This window comes from Bradyrhizobium sp. BRP20, from assembly GCF_020194215.1.
In the GTDB taxonomy this organism is placed as follows: domain Bacteria; phylum Pseudomonadota; class Alphaproteobacteria; order Rhizobiales; family Xanthobacteraceae; genus Bradyrhizobium; species Bradyrhizobium yuanmingense.
Genome location: NZ_JADYVY010000014.1, coordinates 85,374 through 108,144 on the forward strand (window position 1 = coordinate 85,374; position 22,771 = coordinate 108,144).

At 63.6% G+C, this 22,771-nt stretch carries 19 protein-coding genes; 12 read left to right on the forward strand and 7 right to left on the reverse strand.

The features are described from left to right. Nucleotides 1-13: 13 nt before the first annotated feature. Complete coding sequence (locus tag I6F33_RS27720) at nt 14-490, forward strand: DUF3833 family protein (RefSeq protein ID WP_225128733.1); 477 nt, start codon at nt 14-16, stop codon at nt 488-490. A gap of 156 nt (nt 491-646) precedes the next feature. Next, nucleotides 647-1,069 carry a hypothetical protein gene (locus I6F33_RS27725; protein ID WP_225144702.1) on the forward strand — a complete coding sequence of 141 codons (423 nt, stop codon included), beginning with the start codon at nt 647-649 and terminating at the stop codon, nt 1,067-1,069. Nucleotides 1,070-2,803: 1,734 nt separating this feature from the next. Here the strand turns inward: I6F33_RS27725 and I6F33_RS27730 are convergent. Further along, nucleotides 2,804-3,196 (reverse strand): hypothetical protein, encoded by a 393-nt coding sequence (locus I6F33_RS27730; protein ID WP_036011632.1) that lies wholly within the window; start codon nt 3,194-3,196, stop codon nt 2,804-2,806. Nucleotides 3,197-3,455: 259 nt separating this feature from the next. After that, entirely contained in the window at nt 3,456-3,701 is a 246-nt protein-coding gene (locus I6F33_RS27735) for a hypothetical protein (RefSeq protein WP_036011608.1), read from the reverse strand. 489 nt (nt 3,702-4,190) lie between these two features. On the opposite strand from I6F33_RS27735, the gene I6F33_RS27740 reads away from it, so the two are divergent. From I6F33_RS27740 to I6F33_RS27760, 5 genes are all read left to right on the forward strand, one after another. After that, a complete protein-coding gene (locus I6F33_RS27740; protein ID WP_225144703.1) occupies nt 4,191-4,868 on the forward strand; it encodes a response regulator transcription factor in 678 nt (225 codons plus the stop codon). 12 nt (nt 4,869-4,880) lie between these two features. Then, nucleotides 4,881-6,305, forward strand: a complete 1,425-nt coding sequence (locus tag I6F33_RS27745; protein WP_225144704.1) for an ATP-binding protein — start codon at nt 4,881-4,883, stop codon at nt 6,303-6,305. A 60-nt stretch (nt 6,306-6,365) separates the two neighbouring features. After that, nucleotides 6,366-7,289 (forward strand): RNA polymerase sigma factor RpoH, encoded by a 924-nt coding sequence (gene rpoH, locus I6F33_RS27750; RefSeq protein WP_225144705.1) that lies wholly within the window; start codon nt 6,366-6,368, stop codon nt 7,287-7,289. A gap of 81 nt (nt 7,290-7,370) precedes the next feature. Beyond that, complete coding sequence (locus I6F33_RS27755) at nt 7,371-10,553, forward strand: efflux RND transporter permease subunit (protein WP_225144706.1); 3,183 nt, start codon at nt 7,371-7,373, stop codon at nt 10,551-10,553. Next, complete coding sequence (locus tag I6F33_RS27760) at nt 10,550-11,821, forward strand: efflux RND transporter periplasmic adaptor subunit (RefSeq protein ID WP_225134981.1); 1,272 nt, start codon at nt 10,550-10,552, stop codon at nt 11,819-11,821. The genes I6F33_RS27755 and I6F33_RS27760 overlap by 4 nt, the downstream gene beginning before the upstream one ends. Nucleotides 11,822-11,887: 66 nt before the next feature. On the opposite strand, the gene I6F33_RS27765 is transcribed toward I6F33_RS27760, so the two are convergent. Further along, on the reverse strand, nt 11,888-12,199 hold the full coding sequence (locus I6F33_RS27765) for a hypothetical protein (RefSeq protein ID WP_225114043.1): 312 nt from the start codon (nt 12,197-12,199) through the stop codon (nt 11,888-11,890). A 365-nt stretch (nt 12,200-12,564) separates the two neighbouring features. Here I6F33_RS27765 and I6F33_RS27770 point away from each other — a divergent pair, with 365 nt between their 5' ends. Next, a complete protein-coding gene (locus tag I6F33_RS27770) occupies nt 12,565-12,945 on the forward strand; it encodes a hypothetical protein (protein WP_192893333.1) in 381 nt (126 codons plus the stop codon). 114 nt (nt 12,946-13,059) lie between these two features. On the opposite strand, the gene I6F33_RS27775 is transcribed toward I6F33_RS27770, so the two are convergent. The 4 genes from I6F33_RS27775 to I6F33_RS27790 form a co-directional block, all read right to left on the reverse strand. Then, nucleotides 13,060-13,875, reverse strand: a complete 816-nt coding sequence (locus tag I6F33_RS27775) for an IclR family transcriptional regulator (RefSeq protein WP_036026695.1) — start codon at nt 13,873-13,875, stop codon at nt 13,060-13,062. 113 nt (nt 13,876-13,988) lie between these two features. Beyond that, entirely contained in the window at nt 13,989-15,083 is a 1,095-nt protein-coding gene (locus I6F33_RS27780) for an extracellular solute-binding protein (protein ID WP_057026117.1), read from the reverse strand. Nucleotides 15,084-15,116: 33 nt separating this feature from the next. Next, nucleotides 15,117-16,907: an ABC transporter permease subunit gene (locus tag I6F33_RS27785; RefSeq protein WP_225144707.1), complete on the reverse strand. Its 1,791-nt coding sequence runs from the start codon at nt 16,905-16,907 to the stop codon at nt 15,117-15,119. Continuing rightward, complete coding sequence (locus tag I6F33_RS27790) at nt 16,904-18,058, reverse strand: ABC transporter ATP-binding protein (RefSeq protein WP_225124506.1); 1,155 nt, start codon at nt 18,056-18,058, stop codon at nt 16,904-16,906. The genes I6F33_RS27785 and I6F33_RS27790 overlap by 4 nt, the downstream gene beginning before the upstream one ends. Before the next feature lie 242 nt (nt 18,059-18,300). Between I6F33_RS27790 and I6F33_RS27795 the strand changes: the two genes are divergently transcribed. The 4 genes from I6F33_RS27795 to I6F33_RS27810 are packed head-to-tail and all read left to right on the forward strand — an operon-like array spanning nt 18,301 to nt 22,758. Continuing rightward, complete coding sequence (locus I6F33_RS27795) at nt 18,301-19,110, forward strand: CoA transferase subunit A (protein WP_225144787.1); 810 nt, start codon at nt 18,301-18,303, stop codon at nt 19,108-19,110. Next, nucleotides 19,110-19,868, forward strand: a complete 759-nt coding sequence (locus I6F33_RS27800; protein WP_225128721.1) for a CoA transferase — start codon at nt 19,110-19,112, stop codon at nt 19,866-19,868. Before I6F33_RS27795 ends, I6F33_RS27800 begins: the two co-directional genes overlap by 1 nt. After that, nucleotides 19,865-22,174, forward strand: coding sequence for a molybdopterin-dependent oxidoreductase (locus I6F33_RS27805; RefSeq protein ID WP_225144708.1), 2,310 nt, complete (start codon nt 19,865-19,867; stop codon nt 22,172-22,174). Before I6F33_RS27800 ends, I6F33_RS27805 begins: the two co-directional genes overlap by 4 nt. A 14-nt stretch (nt 22,175-22,188) precedes the next feature. Continuing rightward, nucleotides 22,189-22,758: a peroxidase-related enzyme gene (locus I6F33_RS27810; RefSeq protein ID WP_036026687.1), complete on the forward strand. Its 570-nt coding sequence runs from the start codon at nt 22,189-22,191 to the stop codon at nt 22,756-22,758. Nucleotides 22,759-22,771 lie beyond the last annotated feature (13 nt).

Sequence of the window (22,771 nt, forward strand, 5' to 3'; positions counted from 1 at the left end):
CGGAGGAAAAGCCATGGTCATTGATGCGTTCGCTGGCACCACGCCGGTGTTTCTCCCTGAGCAGTTCTTCGTTGGTCGCTTGGAAGGATGGGCGGTGGTCGAGAGTCTCGTCGGCGGGCTGTTGAAGCGGGCGACGATCACGGCGCATGGCGAATTGGACGCGGACACCGACACTGTCGTTCTGACTGAAACCTACACCTTTGATGACGGCCATAGCGACACGTTGCGCTGGACGATCCACAAGCTGGGCGAAGGCCAATACACCGGCCATGAGAACCGCCTGGAAGGCGAAGCCACCGGCGAGCAGGCCGGTTGTGCATTCCATTGGATGTACACGCGCGACACGCCCCAAGGCGATGGAAAGTCGTTCAAGCTGAACTTCGATGATTGGTTCTATGCGATCGATGACCGCGCCTGCATCGTGCGCGGATCCGCCGGGCGCGCGGGCATTCCGTTCGCGACGGCGCATGTGACGTATCGGAAGCTTTAGGTTCGCCCGACGCGGGCTGCAGCCCCGCTCTCCGGTGCGCACTTCTTTCTCGAACTTAACATTTTTGAATCGCGAAGGCACCGAAGCAAAGTACGGTGGGCGTTTTCGCGGCAGTGAATCTTCTGGCGCTGATTGAGCCAGAGCGGGGGCCGGGGCGTGAATTTCCAGGTTACGGTCTTGAAGATCCTGGTGAGCTATCCGGATGGCTTTGCCGTCATGGAAGACCTCAAGCGCGACATGGCGATCCTGGCGACCAGCGGCCGCGATTGGGCCGACCGGACGAGGCGTCTTGCCAGCCGGGTGCCGGACCTCGACATCTTTTCACAGGGGCTGGTCGAGCGCATCAGCGGTGGCTGGAGACTGACGTCGAAGGGGCGAGACATCTTGGCGTTCATGGAAGCCCGACCGGTACCAAGCGAGCCCAGCCTGGCGGCCCCGGTCGATGAGACGTCCCAGCCGGTATTGGAGATTGCTCCGCTTTCCCCGCTGCCGCAGCCAGCCGACCGGGCCAAGCGTCGGCGCGATCGCCGAGAGCGCCGCCGCGAAGCCCGCGAACGGGCGCGGGCGAACGCCTCCTGAACCGGGATTGAGGTCGGCAACGAACTAGCGGTCCATCGCCGCGCTCGAAGGGGCGCCAAGCCGGCGGCGACGCGGAGGCGACGGGGTGCTAACCACCCCATCTCTCGTAAGGATTATGACCTGGCTCTGGTTGATCATCATAGTGCGGGGCCGGTTGACGGCGGTCCGGCCGTGCCGGTGAATAAGCCCAGGCCGCAGTACTCCCAGTCGTCAGAACACGAGGATGCGCTTTTGCATGATGCCGATGGACCTGGCCTGCCACCGCGGCGCTGACGGGGGCCCACAGGATAATCAAAAGGCTCAAAACGAGACCCGATCGCATGGGAGTTTCTCCGATAGACCTACGATGATGAGTTAGATGAGCCTCGGTCCACGCCCTCGCAATCGGTGACGCCTGCAAGACTGGTAACGTCCTCGGCATCACGCGCGGGTTGGCGGTCGAATTCGTGCGAATCTGTAAACCCCGCACTCGGCTTCATGCTGGCAGTTGCGTCACGGTTTGGAGTCTTTCGTCGCCGGGGTGCGTCACGCGATGATGAGCACACCGATTTGCCATTCGCGCAGGCGTGATTGTTCACCCACGTGTTTTTCCCGAGCGCATACCCACCTAATGCTCAACCAAGAAATTCGAAGGAAGCGCATTTCAACAGAGCAGCCGGTTCGAGTCAGCGCGAATGCTCCGCACGAAAACAACAGCCGTTCGGAGCACGACCATGACTGGATTCAGGACCTTTGTTATTGCAGCGATGATGTCGATTGGCGCGATAAGCTCTGCAAGCGCCCAGTGCCCATTGTGGGCGACTCAACATCCAGATTCGTTTCAGGCGCAATATCCCGATCGGGATGTGTTGAACGACTGCGAATTGACGCCAGCAGGCAGAATGGGCCTGGAACGCCCTGGCGGCGCGGCTCCCTTGTTTAGGCCCAACAGGGCCTACCAGACAACGCCTGGCGTTGCCCAGCACCGCGGCTTTCACCACCGATCGCGGTGAGTATCTGAAAATGGATCCGGATGGTCGGATTCCGGCGGAGAAACCGTAGCGCGCCAAGTCGAATGATCAGAAATCAATCCGCGCACCTTCGGTACGCGACCGTTTTCAGCGATTCCTGAGTGCTGTCGGGACCAATCAAATGCGAGTCGATTAAGTCATTGGTTTCGCGTCCGTCGCCAAAAGATCGCGAGTCGTTTCAGGTCAATTCCAAAGATCTGCGAGTCGAATGGGTGATGACGCTAGATCTTGGGTTGGATGCCGCGATTTGTTGTCCAGATGTCGTGGTCTTGTGGAGCTGGGTGCTGCGAGCGCGGCCCGCAATGAACAACCTGCTCGAGGAAAACCGTCGGGGCCAATTTAGTACAAGTCGTCTGAAGCGGTGGAACGCTATCGAGAGACCGATGTGCGATCGTCGAGCGCCGCGCCGGTCGAGGCTTTATAGTCGGGACGGGCCCAGGGGAGCGCAACAGCCTCCTCGATCGCGAGAGATGAGCGGGGCTCCGCCTTAGCTATTCTGCGGTCGCGCAGACCGCATCGCAGCGATTAGGCCGCCTTGCAGAAGTGCACGGAAGCACAGCGCGGGCAGCGCACCTCGGAAGAAGGAGGCGATGCTCACGAGCTTACCGCAGGGCGTGCCTGACGTGGCCACGCGCATAGAACGACGCACTTCATCGACTCTATCCTCGACGCGAACGGCAATGCGCCCCCGCTGCTCCAGACCAATGGTTGCAGAGTGCGGCGGTTAGCTGCAGCTCAGCGGTAACGGCAGGTCGGGATGCAACTCGTACCAGTCGTAGCAATCTGGATAGGCGCCGTAGAATCCATAGCCGCCTCGGCGGAAGTGGTGAAACGCGTGCTGGCGCAGGCCTCCGTCATGACCACCGAAGCCAAGGTGCTCGCCGCCGAACCGGGCGCCGCCGGCAAAATCTCCCTCATGGCCCATGCCGCCGAAATGCGCGCCGCCGCCGAAGGCCGCATGTCCACCGCCGAAGCCTGCATGTCCGCCGCCAAAGCCGCCACCGCCAAAACCACCGCCGTGGCCACCGCCACCACCGCCGCCATGGGCATTGGCCGCGCCAACGGCGAGCGTCGAGGCGAGTGCTGCTGTCGTCAGAATCATGATTGCACGTTTCATGGATGACTCCTCTTGTTGCGCTGTCCGGCCATGTTCCGCGCGAGGTTGCCGATGGCCGGGTCAGTGATGAGGGAGAGGTAGGTCCGGTACGAGGCGATCCAACTGAATTCGATGTCAGAATATCAGGCAAGCCGCTCGCGAAGAGCGTCTCGCGGATCGGCGCGACGCACGCGTAGGAGCGGGCCGACCAGCGCAGTCCGCTCCTCGTTATTGCAAAACGCGGCGAAGCTATAGGGCAGGCCGCGTCACCCAATCAGTACTAGCTGCCTGTGCCCGGCTCGCACGGTACGTTGTTGCCGGTCCACGGCGCGGTTGCAAAGGCGCCGACGCGCGGCGCCGGAACGCAGGCGCGCTCGCCCGGATAATGGAACGGCGTGGTCGCCGCGACTGTATCGGCGGCCACGTCGGGCTGCTGCGCGGCGCGCTGGTGCTCGCGCGCCATGACTGGGCCACCCAGCATTGCGGCCGCGATCAATCCTATCGAGAATAGTTTGGACGTGGTCATTCGCTCTCTCCTCTGACGACATCGGGCCGATCAAGCCGGCTCAGCGACGATGTCTGAACGATCGGCCACGTTTCCAACGCACGTTTTGCTCACTGCATTTCAACCGCCCGAGAGCCGCTGCGGTGTCGCAGCCACGATCGTGTGAATGCATAACATCCGTGGTCCCTGAGACGACGGCACGTGCGTTGACGGCATATGTTCGATCCAGTCGGTTGGCAGCGGAGCGCGGAAGATGATCATTGCATTTGTAACACGCGTGGTGCGGGTCCTCGTGCCGTTGGCGGCACGCACAGCCGACAACATGAACCGCAATTTAGTGGCGCGGTGCGCGCGGCAGAGCTACCTCATAGCGCAGCGGGCGACCGGCAACAGGCGGCATCAGCGACGCGCGTCCGACGTACGCGGGCACTGAGCATGACACGGCCCGACGCCGTACCCGTGCTGCCCAACCGCGCGTCGAGACGCCGTGGGAATTATGGTACGAGGCTCATGACCCGGATTCTCCTGATTGAGGACGACACTGAAACCGCCGAGGCGATCCTCGCCGAACTCGGCGATCGCGGCTTCGAGGTGCAGTGGGCCGGCAACGGCGTCGACGGTCTCGAGCGCGCGCGTGCGTCGAGCCCCGATGCCATGATCGTCGATCGCATGCTCCCGGGAGTTGACGGGCTGACCGTCATCGAGGTGCTGCGCAAGGAGCAGGTGAGGACGCCTGTGCTGGTGTTGAGTGCGTTTGGCGCCGTGAATGACCGGGTGCGCGGGTTGCGCATGGGCGGGGACGACTATCTCACAAAGCCGTTCGCGCTCATCGAACTGGTTGCGCGAATCGAGGCGCTGCTGCGCCGGCCGAGCGACAGCCGCGAAACCATCCTGCATGTCGGGCCCCTCGAGCTCGATCTGATCGAGCGCACCGCGCGACGCGGCGAGCGCAGGCTCGACCTGTTGCCGCGCGAATTCCGCTTGCTCGAGTACATGATGCGCCGGAGCGATCAGCTCTTGACGCGCGCGATGCTGCTCGAGGAGGTCTGGAACTACAAGTTCGTTCCGGCGACCACCAACTTGATCGACGTGCATATGGGCCGGCTTCGTCACAAGGTGGACGGTCCCGGGGAGACACAGCTCATCCACAATGTCCGAGGCTCCGGCTTCGTCCTTCGCTCGCGGTAGGAGAGACGGGCGATGCAGCAGACACAGTTGATCCGCTCCAGCACATTTCTCTGGGCTCTGGCCGTGGCGGCGTCCTTTGCGCTGTTCGTGGTCGCCTTGTTCGCCTTCATCTACTGGAAGCTCGATGCCTATCTGGTCGCGCGGTCCGATCGCATGATCACCACGCAGATCCACTTCGTCGCGGAATTGTCCCCGGCCCGCCGCGTCAGCGCCATCGCGGATCACCTCGCGCAGGATTCCAGGGGCGTTCAGTACGCGGGACTGTTCGATGCTGCCGGCAAAAGGCTGGCCGGGAATATCGACCGCCTGCCGCGCGAACTCGGGCTCGATGGGGCGGCGCAGGGCGTGCAACTCGATCTGCTGGAGAAGCCGACGGCGCATGGTCCCGTCGTCAGGGTGGTCGGCAGCCGTCTCGAGGACGGCGATGTCTTGGTGATGGGACGGAACGTCGACGAGACGCGCGAGATATCGAGCGTGGTGGGCCAGGCCCTGGCCCTGGGTCTGCTGCCGGCCTTCAGCCTCTGCCTGCTTGCGGGTGCCTGGCTGAGCTTGCGCGCCCAGCGACGCGTAGAGGAGGTCAACCAGCGGGTCCAGCGCATCGTGGCCGGCGAGCTGCGCGAGCGGCTTCCGGAGGGCGGGACGGACGACCCGTTTGCGCGGCTGGCCAGGATCGTCAACGGCATGCTCGACGAGATGGAGACGATGATCAATGCGCTCGCCGGCGTCGGCAACGACATCGCTCATGATCTCAGGACGCCGCTGACCCGCGTCCGTCTGGCGCTGGAGCGCGGCCGGACCCATGCGGCGACGCTGGAACAGCTGCAGGACGTTGCGGACAAGGCCATCGCCGGCATCGATCAGTCGCTCGCGATCGTCACGGCCTTGCTGCGCCTGACAGAGATCGAGAACAACCGCCGTATGGCCGGGTTTGGCGACGTCGCGCTCGACGAGATTCTGCGGGAGGTGTGCGACGTCTACGACCCGATCGCCGAGGACAAGCATGTCGGGCTCGGCGTCGTCACCGAGTGCAATGTGCAGGTGTGGGGTGACCGCGACCTGCTGTTCGAGGCAGTCGCCAACCTCGTCGACAACGCCATCAAGTTCACGCCGTCCGGCGGGCGGGTGGACCTCGCCCTGCAGGCGGAGGACGAGACCGCGCTGGTGCGCGTTAGCGATACCGGGCCCGGCATCAGCGAGCAGGAGCGCGAAGCAGTGCTGCGGCGGTTTTACCGCTCCGACAAGATGCGCAATACGCCGGGCGTCGGGCTTGGACTGAGCCTGGTGGCGGCGATCGTCAAGCTGCACGGCTTCCGGCTGATCATTGGCCCGGCTCCCGGTGGGCGGATCGAGATCCTCGCCTGGACCGGGAGTGCGGGCAGGCCCATCGCGCGCCGGTCACGCGCATTGCTGCACGCAGAGGCCGGCCAGATGGGATGAGCCAAATGACGTGCGGTGCCTCCGAGATCAATCAGCCGGCCCGGACTATAGGAGTGACAAATGCAGACGAGACATGAGGTGGTGTGCCGCGATCCTGTTGCCGTGCCGATCGCAGCGGTGTCGACGCCGTTCCTCACCGCCTATTCCGCCGCAATCCGGCGCTACGAGCTACTTGAATCAGGTCAGGAGCAGCAGCTGGCGCGTCGCTGGCAGGAAACGCGGGACCGGCGCGCCGCGGATGCGCTCGTCACCAGCCATCTTCGGCTCGCCGCCAAGTTGGCGAGGGGTTACAAGGGATACGGTCTGCCGCTGGTCGATCTGATCGCGGAAGCGAACCTCGGCCTCGTGATCGCGGCGTCGCGCTTCGAGCCCGGGCACGGCGCCCGATTCTCCAGCTATGCGATCTGGTGGATCAAGGCCACCATTCACGACTACATCCTGCGATCGTGGTCCCTGGTCAAGATCGGGACGACGGCTGCGCAGAAGAAGCTGTTTTTCAAACTCCGCGGCGAGATCAGGAAAGCCACCAGCAGTGCGATGGCCGGGCTCACACCCGACGTCGCCGAATTGATCGCCGGGAAGCTCGAGGTGACGGCGCGCGAGGTGATCGAGATGGACGCGCGACTCCACCGCGACATGTCGCTGAACGCGCGCGTCGGTGACGAGGACGGTGGAACCGAGCTGGAGGCCCTGCTGGTCGATGGTGCGGTCGACGCCGAGACGATGCTTGCCGATCACGACCAGACGGAGCAGCGCAGCAGGGCTTTGCGCGCTGCACTGGACGGGCTCGCGCCGCGGGAGCGTCATATCTTCGAGGCGCGGCGCCTGAAGGAATGTCCTGTTACGCGCGATCAGCTCGCCCGAGAGCTGTCCATATCCAGCGAGCGGGTTCGGCAGATCGAGATCCGTACCTTCGCCAAAGTCAAACGGGCCGTCGTGAACGCCGCGCATGATGTGTCACACGCCGCCGCGTGCAGCGACTGAATTCGTTTTCATTTGAACGGAGGCGCGGCCGCCCTCACTTGTCCGACGATCCTGCGTAACCCTGTTTCAGGCAGACCAATCATGGGAATTGTTCGCTTCGCGCTGCGGCTTCCGCATACTTTCTACGTGCTTGCGGCGTTGATCCTGTTCCTCGGCGGCATCGCAATTCGCTCGATGCCGACAGACATCTTTCCGGAGATCCGGATTCCCGTCGTCACTGTCATCTGGAGCTACACCGGCCTTTCCACGCCGGAGATGGAACAGCGCGTCAGCACCTACAGCCAGTATTCGATCAGCGCCAATGTCAGCGGTATCAAGAATATCGAGGCGCAGACCCTCAACGGCTTGTCGGTTCAGAAGATCTACTTTCAGCCGGACGTCAATCTCGATCTCGCGATCTCGCAGATCGTCTCGGCGACCAACGCCATCCGCGCTCTGATGCCTCCCGGCATCCAGCCGCCGATCATCGTGCAGTTCAATGCCTCAAGCGTGCCGGTGCTCCAGCTCAGCCTCGAATCGAACAACCTGAATGAGCAGCAGCTCTACGATTTCGGCATCTACCGGGTCCGCCAGCAACTGGCTCCCGTTCCAGGCGTGACCCTGCCCACGCCTACCGGCGGCAAATACCGCCAGATCATGGTTGACCTCGATCCGAACAAGCTGCTGGCGCGCGGATTGACACCGCTCGACATCGTCAACGCAGTGAACACGCAGAACCTGACGCTGCCGACCGGCACGACCAAGATCGGCGACACCCAGTACACCGTTCGTACCAACGCGACGCCGGCGACGATCCAGGATCTCAACATGATCCCGGTGAAGTTCGCGAACGGGGCGACGATCTTCCTGAAGGACGTCGCCCAGGTCCGCGACGGCGCCCAGGTTCAGCAGAATATTGTGCGCGAGGATGGCCACCGCGCCGTCCTGCTCAGCGTCATCAAGAACGGCAATGCCTCCACGCTGGCCGTCGTCAACGGCGTGAAAGCGGCCCTGACGTCGATCCGCGCGTCGGCACCCGCGGGGCTGAAGGTGAACGAGCTGTTCGACCAGTCAATCTTCGTCACACACTCGGTCGATGGTGTGCTGCGCGAAGGCGCGATCGCGGCGGGCCTGACGGCATTGATGATTCTGGTGTTCCTGGGATCGTGGCGATCGACGCTCGTCGTCCTGATCTCGATCCCGCTGGCGATGCTGTCCTCGCTGATCGTCCTCTATTTCCTCGGCGAGACCCTCAACACCATGACGCTCGGCGGCCTTGCTCTTGCCGTCGGTATTCTCGTCGACGATTCGACGGTGACGATCGAGAACACGCACCGGCTCTGGACCGAGGAAGGCATGCCGCTGCCGGACGCGACACTGCACGGAGCCGCCGAAATCGCCATTCCGACGCTGGTCTCGACGCTCGCGATCAGTTGCGTGTTCATCTCGGTCGTATTCCTCGAGGGCCCGGCCAAATATCTGTTCACGCCACTTGGCCTTGCCGTGGTGTTCGCGATGCTGGCGTCTTATGGCCTGTCGCGGACGCTGACGCCGATCACGATTGGCCTGCTCCTGAAGGGCGAGCAACGTCATGGCGAGGGCAATCGGCCGTCAAACATCCTCGCACGCGCCTCCGCGGTATTCGAGCGCGGTTTCGAACGCCTGCGCGACGGCTATTCCGATCTGCTGCTGAAACTGCTGCGGCACCGCGCAGTGATACCCGTCGTCGCCCTGCTGGTGCTGGCGCTCGGTGCCACGATGTTCGCCTATGTCGGCCAGGACTTCTATCCCCTGATCGACGGCGGCCAGATCCAGCTCCATGTTCGCGCCCCCGCGGGCACGCGGATCGAGCGGACGGAAGCGATCTTCCAGGCAGTTGAGGACAAGATCCGCGAGGTCATTCCCGAGCACGACCGGGCGCTGATCGTCGATAATATCGGCCTGCCGGCGCGGCCCTATAACCTTGCTTTCACGGACGGTTCCACCATCGGGGTGAACGACGGCACCATTCTCGTGTCGTTGAAGGAAGGGCACCAGCCGACGGCGGATTACATCAGGAGGCTGCGGCAGGTGCTGCCGAGGGCATTCCCGGAGGACACGTTCTATTTCCAGGCGGCCGATATCGTCACGCAGATCCTGAACTTCGGTCTCCCGGCGCAGATCGATGTCCGCACGGTCGGTTACGGCAACAACAATCTCGCCGTCGCCAAGGAACTGCAAAAGAGTCTCGCCGCGATCCCCGGCGTGGTCGATGCACATCTGCAGCAGGAGGTCGATGCTCCCGCATTCTACGCCGACATCGACCGCACCCGCGCCGCGCAACTCGGTCTCAATGCGAGCACGGTGGCAACCAACATCAATGTCAGCCTCTCATCGTCCGCGCAGGTCTCGCCGAACTTCTGGACGGATCCGACTTCCGGCATTCCCTATTACCTGGCTGTGCAGACGCCAGAGTACAGGACCCATTCGCTGAACGCGCTGGGCAATACGCCGGTTTCGGCCTCGCTTGCCGCAAGCGGGCAGACGGTGCCGGGCCTGCTCAGCAATGTTGCGACCTTCAAGCGGGGCACCGTTCCGACCAACTCGAACCAAGCCAATGTGCAGCCGGTTTACGATGTCTATGCGAGCGTGCAGGGCCGTGATCTCGGCAGCGTCGCGGCTGACATCGAGAAGGTGACGTCCACGCTGCAGAAGCAACTCCAGCCGGGCAACTCGATCCAGGTTCTCGGCCAGATCCAGAGCATGCACCAATCGTTCCGCGATCTCTCCCTTGGACTGCTGTTCGCGGCCATCCTCGTCTACCTGCTGATGGTCGTGAACTACCAGAATTTTGGCGATCCCTTTGTCGTCATCCTGGCACTGCCGGCGACATTCTGCGGCATCGTGACGATGCTGTTTATCACCGGGACGACGCTGAACGTGCCTTCGCTGATGGGAGCCATCATGGCGATCGGCGTAGCCTCCGCGAACTCCATCCTGCTCGTGACATTCGCACGCGACGAGCAATTGAAGGGGCATTCGGCATTCCAGGCGGCGCTGAGCGCAGGCCGGACGCGAATCCGGCCCGTGCTGATGACCGCGGCGGCGATGATCGTCGGCATGATCCCGATGGCGATCGGCGGGCCCGGCGAGGAGCAGAATGCAGCGCTCGCGCGGGCGGTCATCGGCGGTCTGCTGTTTGCAACACCGACCACCCTGCTGATCGTGCCTTATCTCTTCGCCATGCTGCGCAAAGGCAACGACGGCAAGCCTCATCATGGGGTATTCGAGGAGCAACCGGAATGAGTGACGTTCGCGCAAGGACCGATGACGACGGGGCGACACACCGCCCGGGGGCGGAGAGCCTCCGGATTGTGGAACTGCCGGGAAAGGGCCCTCGATCCGGACGCCGTTACGGCGGCGCGCTGCTCGGCGGAGGCGTGCTCCTGCTGCTTGCGTGCGGTCTCGGCATCGGCGGCTGGCGGCACTATGAGGCCATGCGTGGCGTTGCCGCTGTGGCAGAGCAGGCTCGAACCAACCTTCCCGAGGTTCGGGTCGCGACGGTGAAGCCCGGAGGCGACATCATGAAGGTGAGCCTGCCGGCGACGACGACCGCGTTCGAGGCGGCCAACATCTTCGCGCGGACCAGCGGCTACATCGAGAAGCGCTACGTCGATATCGGCGATCGGGTCAAGAAGGGCGAGCTGCTCGTGGAAATCACTGCGCCCGAGCTCGACCAGCAGATCGCGCAGGCGCAAGCGACGCTCGCGCAGGACCAGGCCGCGCTTCAGCAGGCGGAGGCAAGCCGGGAACTGGCCGACGTGACCAACTCGCGCGACAGCAATCTGGTCAAGCAGGGCTGGTTGACGGCACAACAGGGCGACAACGATCGTCTCACCCTGCGCGCGCAGCAAGGCGCGGTGGGTGTCGCCCAGTCGAACATCACGGCGCAGGAAGCGCAGATCCGAGTTCTCCAGCAGGAGAAGTCCTATCAGCGTGTGGTGGCGCCATTCGACGGCGTGGTCACGCAGCGTAACGTGGACAACGGCAGCCTGGTATCAGCCGGGTCCACCTTCATGTTCACGCTGATGCATTCCGACGTGATCCGAACCCAGGTGTTCGTGCCACAGGACGAAGCGTTCGGCGTTGGTCCGGGCGTCGATGCGGATATCCGCGTCCCCGAGATTCCGGGGCGGACGTTTGCGGGCAAGGTCACGCGGATCGCAACCGCGCTGCAGCCGGGAAGCCGGACGCTGCTAACCGAGATCGACGTGCCCAATCCGGATGGCCTGCTCAGTCCGGGCATATATTGCACGGTCGAACTATCGATCCCGCGCAGGACAGCATCGACGACGATCCCATCCGATGCGCTCGTCTTCGACCAGAACGGCCTCCATGTCGTGGTTGTGCGCAACAACACGGTCCATTTTCAGCAGGTCTCGATCACCCGGGATTTCGGCACCACGGTGGAAGTGCGCGACGGCGTGCAGCCCGGCGACCAGGTCGTGCTCAATCCCGCGGTCAATCTGGCGGAGGGAAGCAAGGTCACCGTTCGCAAGAGCGAGGCGAGCTAGGACGCGAAAGATGATGCGAATTGTACTCGCAGCGGCGACGGCGTTGCTGCTCGGAAGCTCTGCTGGTCAGGCACAGGTCGCAACGACCGGCACTACTGCAATGGATCTGCCGACGGTGCCGGGCGCGATCGTGGTCTCACCGCTCAACAGTCCCGGGCCGTTTTCCGCAACGACCGTGTCAGGTGCTCCGGACACGACGCTGGCGCCGGTTCCGCTCGCGTCGGATCCGACGACGCCGGGGACGGTGGTCGTCTGCGCTCCGCCGTCGTCATCGCCGACGCCGGTGCCGGCGACGCCGACCGTATCGCCGACAGGCCTTGCACCACCGGGCATCGCGGCGCCGTTGCTGCCGGTGATAAGGCAGAACAGCAGCGCCACCGGTACGATCTCCTCAGCTGTGCCCTCAGGAACAGGTACGACGGTCGGATGCAGCTCGACGCCGGGGGGAGAGGTGACGAGCGCTGCGTCCCTGCCATTGTCGATCCCGCAAGTGGCTACAAGCCTCGCACCTGGTACGATTCAGGCGGAAGCCAGTGGTGCCGGTGGGACGGGCATAGACCCGAACGCTGCGGTTGTGCCCAGCCCGAACAGCTCGGCTTGCATGGAAGGCGTCTCGATGAATCTCGCCTCGCCTGCGACTGTGCTGCCGGCGAACGCTTCAGGCGCAGCACCAACGCCCGGCGTGTCGCCGGTGCTGCCGCCCGGATGCTGAAGTCGGACGCAGATCGAACCCCTAGTGGCAGGTGCAAGACGCAGCAAGCATCGCACTGAAATTCATCAAGAAGGCTCGGCGCGATCCCGGCCCGTGTGTGGCCTATTGTTCGATGAGTGCTGTTTATGCATGGAGAAGGCTCCACCTGATTGCATTGACATTAGAAACCTGCGCTCGGGCGGGTATTTCCAGAACGCACGTCCTGCTCCCACGGCTGCACGACCGCGTTGCGCGCATCGCCTTGCCTTCGACCCTTGAGCGGCATTTGCTATCTCAGGACGGCCCGCGCGCGTGCGATCTCCCGGCTGCACGCGTCGATGTCGCCGCTGCGATCGGCGGCGCGGGCGCAGTCGAGCGAATCAAGCGCGTCCGTGAAGCCGATGCCGTTGTCGCCCTCGGCTTTTGCGAGTGAGCGGGGGATGCCCACTTCCTGGCCGGGTATACGGGTGCGGACCTCGATCTGAAGTCCGCGATGGACGAGCAGCGGCTGCTTCCGTTGCCCGGCACCAACGCCGTCCTGGAAAGATCAGGTGGCTCGTCGTGATTGATGTGACTGTCTAGGACCGCCTCGCATTGCTGGATATGCCGCCGGCCTACTGGAATAACCGAGGGCAGCGCCGATGGTTCGGGCTGCCTCCATCACGTGAACCGAATATTCTTTTATCTGCTTGCGCTTGATGCGGCTGTCGGGCCCGGACATGCCAATCGCTCCCACGAGTTCGCCGGAACGACCGAGGATGGCACAAGCGCAGGCGGCGATGCCCTCGCGCCACTCGCCGTGCAGGACGGAGGAGTAGCCCTGCGCGCGTGCCAGCTCGATGTCCTCCCGCAGCTCCTCGATCGTCGTTCGCGTCGCTTCCGTGTAGCGCCTCAGATGCGGCCGGAACCGTTCCAGGTAGTCATCAGGCATATGTGCGAGCATCGCTTTGCCTGTCGCCATGGTGAAAGCGGGTGCGCGCATGCCCACGCTTGTATGGGCGCGGATATGGTGAGCGCTTTCGATCTTGTCGACATAGACCACGTCGGTGTCCTCGAGCACCGACAGGTGAATGGTTTCGCCGGTGATCTCGGCAAGCTTCGTCATTGCCGGTCGCGCGACGTTGATGAGATCCATCCGGTGGATGACATGGCTGCCGAGCGCCCAGATCTTGGTCGTGAGCTCGTAGGTGCTGTGCGGGGGGATCTGGCGCACATAGCCTTGAGACTGCAAAGTCATCAGCAGCCGATGCACGTTGCTCTTGGTGAGCTTCAGCTCGCTCGCGAGGTCAGTGACGCCGCGGGGCTGCTCGCTCAGAGCAAGTGCTTCCAGGAGACGCAGTCCCTTGGTAAAAGCCTTATCCATCCACCAGCCAAAATAGAATGATATTTCACTCGATCTAGCATGGCCGCGCGAACGGCAATAGCCCGGGTGTGGAATTAACCCCGATCCTTTCGGATCGGGGCTGATCAGCCTGCTTACTGGGCCAGCAAGGCGTTGAGCTTCTCCTGCCCGTACTCTTCATTGGTGGAATTTCCAGCCGGCGAAGTCGCGCCCCAATAATCCGGGCTCCATTCGATCGCTTTCGAGACGTTGTCCGGGTTGTTGGCCCAGTAGCGCGCGAGCTTCTTGTCGGTTGCGGCCTCGAACACGACCTGGGAGGGAAGGGCGACCGGGAAGGTCGAGGTGAGCTGCGCCGCGCGCTTGGGCTCGAGCCGCCAGGACAGCAGTTTCAGCGCGTTGTCGTAGTTCGGCGCTCCCTTGGGAATCGAGAAGAAGTCGTAGTAGATGAAGCCCTGATTGAAAGTCAGCTCGATCGGGGCGCCCTCCAGGGCGAGCTTGCTCATCGAACCGGTGTAGGCCATGCACATGTCGGCCTCGCCGTCGAGCAGGAGCTGCGGCGGCTGTGCGGATGTCGTCCACCATTTGGCAATGTGTGGCTTGATCTCCTTGACCTTCTTCAGCGCCCGCTCCATGTCGATCGGGTAGAGCTTGCTCTTCTCTACGCCGTCGGCCATCAGCGCCGCCTCGAAGACGAAACGCGGCCAGGCGGGCATGCAGCGCCGGCCAGGGAATTTCTTCACGTCCCAAAAGTCGGCCCAGCTGGTCGGCACGTTCTCGCCCTTGTACTTGTCCTTGTTGTAGACGAGGCCGACGCCGATCACCTGCAGCGCCACGCCCTTCTTGCGCTTCAGATTGTCCGGCATGGCCGCCAGCGTCTGCTTGGCCGCGTCGGACAGCTTGGAATAGTCGATGTCGGCGAGACAACAGTCGCCGAGCAGCTTGGTCTCCTGGTCGAAGATGAACGTCAGGTCCCATTGAGCTTTGCCGGCCTCGGCCTGAGCCTTGATGCGTGGGCCGCTACGCGCCTCCTGGACGGTGACCACCTTGATGCCGGTCGCCTTCTCGAACGGATCGTACATGACCTTGCGCAATGCATCGCCATATCCGCCGCCCGGGTCCTGCATGATCACGACGTTGCTCTGAGCCTGAGCCAGGCCCGTCCCCATCGCGATGCACAGGGCCGAGGCCAATACGGAAACCGACAGTCGCCAGCGTTTCATTCCCAGCATTTTCTCTTTCCTCCAGTTGAAATTTGATCTGTGTCACGTTGCCTTCCGCGACGTGGCGAGAACGGGCCGTGCAAGGACGAGCCCTGCGACCACCAGCAGCACCTCCAGCGTCGAGACCACGGCCAGCACCGGATTGAGCCGGTAATTGATGTCGCCCCACAGCATGAGCGGGAGCGTCTTCAGCTCCGCGCTCGACAGGAACAGCGTCAGCACCAGCTCGTCGAACGAGTGCAGGAAGGCGAAGAATGTCGCGGCAGCGAGGCCCGGCATGATGGCCGGCAGCGTCACCAGGCGGAACACGGTCAGGGACGATGCGCCATGGACGGAAGCTGCCTGTTCGAGCCTGGTATCGACGCCTTGAAGCGATGCGGACAGGATCACCACGACGAGCGGAAGGCCGCCGATCGCATGCGCCGCGGCAAGGCCGAAGACGGAGCCGACCAGGTCGAAACGCAGGAACAGGCTGTAGAGCGACAGGCCGAGCACGACCGGAGGCACGATGATCGGACTTACGAGCAGCAGCATGATGGTGGACTTGCCGCGAATGCTGCTCCTGACGATGCCGAGGGCGGCCGACGCGCCCAGCACGATCGCGATTCCGGCCGACATCGCCGCGACGACCAAGGATGTCCAGAACGCCCGCATCCAGTTCGAATCGGAGAAGAACTGCTCATACCAGCGAAATGAGAAGCCCGGCGGCGGGAAGGTCAGATAGCTTGCGCTGCTGAAGGAAATGATCATCACCACGATGATCGGCAGGATGAGAACGGTAATGACCAGTCCGCCCAGAAGGCGAACTGTCCAGGTCCCGAAGCTCGCCGGCAGCCGCCCGAAAAGTCTCAGAAGCGGCCAGCCTATCAAGTCGGCAGCTGAGGCGCCGAAACTACGGCGGCCGACATCGGCAGCGTTGCGGTCAGTCGTCGTCGGTGCGGCCTCGGTCAGCTTGCGGCCGCCCCAGATGAACTCGAAGCCGAGGAAGCGTCCGGCCACCGCGACCACCGCCAGCGTGATCGTCAGCAGCACCACGCCCAAGGCCTGCAGGAATCCCTCCGATGTGACCGAGTCCGCCTGCTGGGTGATATGCATGGCAAACATCTGGTCGCCGGGTCCCCCGAGCAGCGTGGGCGTAATGAAGAACCCGATCGCTGCGACGAAGACCAGCAGGAAGCCGGCGCCCATCCCGGGTAGGGTCAGCGGCAGCAACACGCGCCAGAACGCCGCAATGGGCCCGGCGCCGCTGGCCAGCGCCGCGCGGGTCAGGCTTTGATCGAGGCGCGCCACGCTGGAATAGATCGTCAGCACCATCAGCGGCAGAAGCACCGCGGTCATGCCGAGAAGCACCGTGCCGCGATTGAAGAGGAGCTGCACCGGCTCGCTCAATATTCCGACCGAAACCAGCAGCTTGTTGACCGGCCCGTTGCGGCCGAGCAGGACCATCCAGGCGTAGGTTCGGATCAGGATGGCGATGAAATAGGGCAGCACGATCGCGGTCGCGATCAGGGCCTGGGTCATGCCGCGGCTGCGGTGAATGAGCAGCGCCGTCGGATACCCGAACAGCAGGCACAGTCCGGCGACGGTGACCGAGATCTGCATCGTGCGGACGAGCGAATCCCAATAGAGCGGTATGGCGAATACCCGCTCGAAATAGGTCGACCACGACGGCCCGCTCACGCTGATGCGGATGAGATCGATCAGCGGGAGCAGATAGATGAAGGCCAGAAACGCGAGCGCGGGCAGGAGCAGCAGCGCCGGATCCTTCAACCTCCTGACGAGATCGAGATCCGCAGGACGGCCTGCCTGGGCGCCGATCGATGCCGCGGTCATGCAAGCACCCAGCAGTCCGCGGCGCCCCAGCTCACGTGCAGACGATCGCCGACGGCCGGCAGCGGCCGGTCGGCCATGTCGGTGCAGCGGATCAGGAGCGGATCTCCGCCCTCCATTTGCGCCTCGATCCGCAAGATCTCGCCGAGGAAGATCGCAGACGTGACGCTGACGGGCGTGGAATTCGCAGCCGGCTCGTTCGACACGGCGATGCGTTCCGGACGCACGAGCACGGTTGCGCGTCCGACGTCGATCGTGTCCCGGCTTTCGGCGCTGAACACGTATCCTGCACGGTTCTTCATCGTCAGCGTCGATCCGCGCTTCTGCAGGATCTCCGCCTCGATCAGATTGCTCTCGCCGACGAACGAGGCGACGAAGCGATCTGTCGGATGCCGGTAGATGTCCAGGGGGCGGCCGATTTGAACGATCTTGCCGGCGTTGAGTACCGCGATGCGGTCGCTCATCGTCAGGGCTTCGCCCTGGTCATGGGTGACGAACAGGATCGTGCTCCCGATGGTCTGGTGAAGGTCGCGAATCTCGATCTGGATCTGTTCGCGCAACCGCCGGTCGAGGGCGCTGAGGGGCTCGTCCATCAGCACGACCTTGGGCTTCCTGACGATGGCGCGGGCAATCGCGACGCGCTGCTGCTGTCCACCCGACATTTGCGAGGGAGACTTCGTCGCATGCTCCGTCAGCCGCATGATCTCCAGCGTTTCGGCGACGCGGCGCTCCGCGGTCGCCCGGTCAACCCCCGCCATCCGAAGCGGAAACGCGACGTTCTGGCTGACCGTCATGTTCGGAAACAGCGCGTAGCTCTGGAACACCATGCCGAAGCCGCGCTTGTGCGTGGGTACGTTGTGGACCGGCTTGCCGTCGACGAGGATCTCGCCGCTGTCGAGGCTCTGGAATCCGGCGACAAGGTTGAGCAGCGTCGTCTTTCCGCTGCCGGATGGGCCAAGAAGCGTGATGAATTCGCCGGGCTCGATGTCGATGCTGATCCGGTCGACCGCATGAAAGTTGCCGTAAGCTTTCACCGCTTCACGGACGGCAATGCTCGATCCGAACGCGTCGCGGTCCCGGAGGCGGCCGGTCGGCAATGTCCGAACGTTCGCATCGCCAGAGCGCATCGCACGCTGAGCCGAAGGCTCGCCCATTCTGTCCTCCCAGTATGTTCTATATTATAGAACGTCATTCCAATTATTGTTGGAGCAGCGCGTCGTCTTGTCAAGTCGCGCCGCCTGATCGCGGCGCAAAGGTGCGCTGCTGCGGCCGGCTGCGCGCGAAAGTCCTGGAAATGAAGGCTCCGCCGGCGAAGCCAGATTGACAGCATCGTCCAAATCCGCCTAACATAATTTGGAATTGCGTTCTACAATATAGAACAAGGCTGGGGAGGATGATGGTGTTGAGCGAGCCTCGCGTCATGGCGAAGCACATCGAGCCGGGCATGCGAGTCGCACTGCCCGTCGATTACGCCGGCGTCTCCATGGCCATGACGCGTCCAATGATCGAGCATGGCGCGGGCGATCTCGATCTGGTCTGCGTGCCAACCGGCGGATTGCAGCTCGACCAGCTTGTCGGCGCAGGTCTGGTCCGGACGGTGGAGACCAGTGCGGCCTCGCTGGGCGAAGCAGGTGGAGCGCCCCGGTTCAACGCGGCGGTCAAGGAAGGCGCGGTTCGACTGAAGGACGCGACCTGTCCTGCCATCCATGCGGGCCTGATGGCGGCGCAGAAGGGCAGCCCCTTCATGCCCCTTCGCGGGCTGATCGGAACGGATCTGCTGCGCCACCGCGACGATTGGCGTGTCGTCGACAATCCGCTGGCGGATGGAGGCGATCCGATCGTGCTGATTCCCGCCATCAAGCCCGACGTGACGATCTTCCATGTGCCGATGGCTGATCGCTTCGGCAATGTCTGGATCGGGCGACGCCGCGAGCTTGCCGCAATGGCCTACGCTTCGCAGACAGTTCTCGTCACGGTGGAGCGCATCGTCGAGGAAAATCTGCTCGCCGACGAGATGAGCGCGGCCGGCGTGCTGCCGGCACTCTACGTCACGGCAGTCGCGCGCGCACCGAAGGGCGCATGGCCATACGGTTTATGGGGCGAGTATCCCGCCGATAGCGCGGAGATCGCGCGTTATGCGAAGGCCGCGCGAACGGCCGATGGCTTCTCGGCCTATATGGCGCGGGCGCAGATGGAGCCCGCGTGATGTCGGACGTTCTCCCTCGCGAAGTGCTGATTTGCACGATCGCGCGGTTGCTCGATGGCGTCAGGCATGTTGCCGTAGGCGCCTCCTCTCCGATTCCTGCCGCTGGCGCGATGCTGCTGCGTGCAATGAAGGAGGCGCGTGGCGCCGTTGGTCCACGCCTCTCCATCCTCGGTTCTGTCGAGCATAATTTCTTCACCAACGGTTCGGCGGAGCTGTTCGATTGTGCAGGTCAGGGCCGGATCGACGCGTTCTTCCTCGGCGGCGGCCAGATCGACGGCCTTGGCAACGTGAACCTCGTCGGCACCGGTCACTATCCGCGCTCCAGCGTGCGCTGGCCCGGCTCGTTCGGGTCGGCCTATCTCTATTTCGTCGTGCCGCGGGTCATCCTGTTCCGCGAGGAGCATACGCCGCGCGTCTTCGTCGAGAAGGTCGACTTCATCAGTGCCCCCGGCGTCAGTCCCGAGGGAGTGTTCCGGAGCGGCGGCCCCGTGGCTCTCTTGACCGGCAAGGGACTCTTTCGATTCGACAAGACGCGGCCGGGGTTCGAGCTGGAGAGTGTTCACCCCGGGCACGATCTTGCGGAGATCAAGCAGGCGACCGGCTTTCGATTCGAGCATGACGCCGAGCCGCGGCAGACCGCGCTGCCCGATCGATCGACACTCGACGTGCTCCGCGGCCGCGTGTTCGACGAACTCGCCGAGACCTATCCCGAATTCGCCGCGCAGATGCGGCGCGAACTTGGAGCGGTGGACGCATGAGCAGGATCAAACGGATCCCGCATTGCAGCCATTGGGGTGCGTACACGATCCTCGTCGAGGATAATCGCATCGTTAGCATCGAGCCGTTCCAGCACGATCCGGCGCCGTCCCCGATCATCCATTCTATTGCCGAATGGGCAAATCCCGAGCGGCGCGTGCTGCGGCCGATGGTCCGTTCCGGCTGGCTGGACAAGCGCGAAAACAGCGATCGCCGCGGGCGTGGCCGAGAGAAGTTCGTTCCTGTCAGCTGGGACGAGGCGACGACGCTGGTTGCCGACGAAGTGCGCCGCGTCGCCGACGCGTTCGGGAACGCATCGATCTTTGCGGGCTCCTATGGTTGGACGAATTCGGGGCGCCTGCATCATGCCTCTTCGCTTCTGAAGCGCATGCTCAATCTGGTCGGCGGCTTCACCCGGCACGTCGATACCTATTCCATCGCGGCGGGTCCGGTGATCCTGCGCCACACGCTGGGCAACGACGACGCGTGTGGCGGCCGCGCCAATACGCTCGACACGATCGCGCAGCACACCGAGACGCTGGTGGTGTTCGGCGCTCTGTCGCCACGAACCGCGCAAAACGAGGCCGGAGGAATTGGCAGCCACCGCCTCGAGACTTATCTCAGGAAAATCGTCGAGCGTGGCGTCAAGGTCATCCACGTCTCACCGCTGAAGGACGATCTGCCGGACTGGGTCGATGCCGAATGGTGGCCGATCCGGCCGAACGCCGACACTGCGCTGATGCTCGGCCTCGCCGGCGAGATCGTGAAGGCCGGCCGGCACGACACGGATTTCCTTGCGCGCTGCACCAGCGGCGCGGATCGTCTTCTTCGCTATCTCGAAGGCAAGGCGGATGGCGGACGAAAGGACGCCTTGTGGGCCGCCGGCATCTGCGGGCTCGGTGCAGGCCAGATTGCCGAGCTCGCAAGGCGCCTGGTCGACACGCGGAGCATGTTGACGGTGAGCTGGAGTCTGCAGCGTGCCCATCACGGCGAACAGCCGTTCTGGGCGGCGCTCGGACTGGCCTCGATGATCGGCCAGATCGGGCTGCCGGGCGGCGGTGTCGGTTACGGCTATGCTTCGCTGGGAGGTGTCGGGGCCCCGCTCAATCTCGGCAAGTCTCCAGCCATTTCACAGCTGAAGAGGCCGATCGACAGCTTCATCCCGGTGGCGCGCATCAGCGACATGCTGCTCAATCCCGGTCGGCCATTCAGCTATGAAGGCGAGATCCGCTCCTATCCGGATACGAGGCTGGTCTATTGGGCGGGCGGCAATCCCTACCACCATCATCAGGATCTTAACCGCCTGTCGGAAGCCTGGACGAGGCCCGAAACGATCATCGTGCAGGACCCGATGTTCACCGCGACAGCCCAACGGGCCGACATCGTGCTGCCGGCAACCACGTCGATCGAGCGTAACGATCTTGCCGGCAACAGGCGCTCCGACTTCATCCTGGCCATGAAGAAGGCCATCGAGCCGCTGGGCGAAGCCCGCTCCGACTTCGATATCTTCAACGCGATTGCAGGCAAGCTCGGTGTGGCCGAGCGCTTCAACGAAGGCCGCGACGAAATGGGTTGGGTCCGGCATCTCTACGAAGCCTGCCGCGACGACGCCTCGAAGCGCTTCGGCTTTGAGATGCCGGAGTTCGATGCGTTCTGGGAATCCGGCTATGCCCACTGCCCGGTCAAGGCAGACCACACGTTCCTGGCCGACTTCCGCAACGAGCCCGAGGAATACCCGCTCAACACCGAAAGCGGGAAGATCGTACTCGGCAGCGAGACGCTTGCCAGGCTCGACTATCCCGACTGCCGCTCGCATCCTGCCTGGATCGAGCCCGCCGAATGGCTCGGCACTGCAGAAGCTGGCCAAATGCACCTCATCTCGCATCAGCCGGCTGGTCGTCTTCACAGCCAGCTTGAAACCGGCCCATCGAGCCGCGTCATGAAACGCAATGGCCGTGAACAGGCCCGTCTTCATCCTGACGACGCGGCTGCTCTCGGCATCGTCGACGGCCAGACGATCCGCATCTGGAACGACCGCGGGGAATGCCTTGCGACTGCTGAGGTCAGCGACGAGGTCCGCCGGTGGGTGCTTGTGCTCCCGACCGGCGCCTGGTTCACACCGACCGGCAATAGCGGCCTCGAGGTCGCCGGCAATCCGAACGTGCTCACGCTCGACATCGGCACGTCTCAATTCGGCCAGGGCTGCTCGGCCCATACCTGCCTGGTGCGGGTCGAGCCCTACGCCGCCGATCGGCGCGATGCGTTCGAGGCCTATCAGGGAACGCTCGTCGCGCTTGCGGCAGTCTAACAGGAGCTTGGAACATGTCTGCAACCGCGATCAGCCGCTTTCCCGTTCCCGATATCGCGACGCTGCCGGAGGATATCCGCGCACGGATCGAGGCCGTTCAGGAGAAGTCTGGATTCGTCCCGAACGTCTTCCTGACACTCGCGCATCGTCCGGACGAGTTCCGGGCGTTCTTCGCCTATCACGACGCTCTCATGGACAAGCCGGGGCCGATCACCAAGGCCGAGCGCGAGATGATCGTCGTCGCGACCAGCAGCGCCAATCAATGCCAGTATTGCGTGGTCGCGCACGGCGCCATCTTGCGCGTGCGCGCGAAGAATCCGCTGATTGCGGACCAGGTCGCCGTCAACTACCGCAAGGCCGATATCACCGCGCGGCAAAGGGCGATGCTCGATTTCGCGATGAAGGTCTCGGTGCGCGCCTATGAGGTGGACGATTCCGACCTCGTGGATCTCAAGGGACATGGATTCACCGAGGAGGACGTCTGGGACATCGCAGCCATCGCTGCATTCTTCGGCATGTCGAACCGCCTCGCCAACGTCACCAGCATGCGTCCGAACGACGAGTTCTTCGCGATGGGACGCTAAACGCCGCGAACGA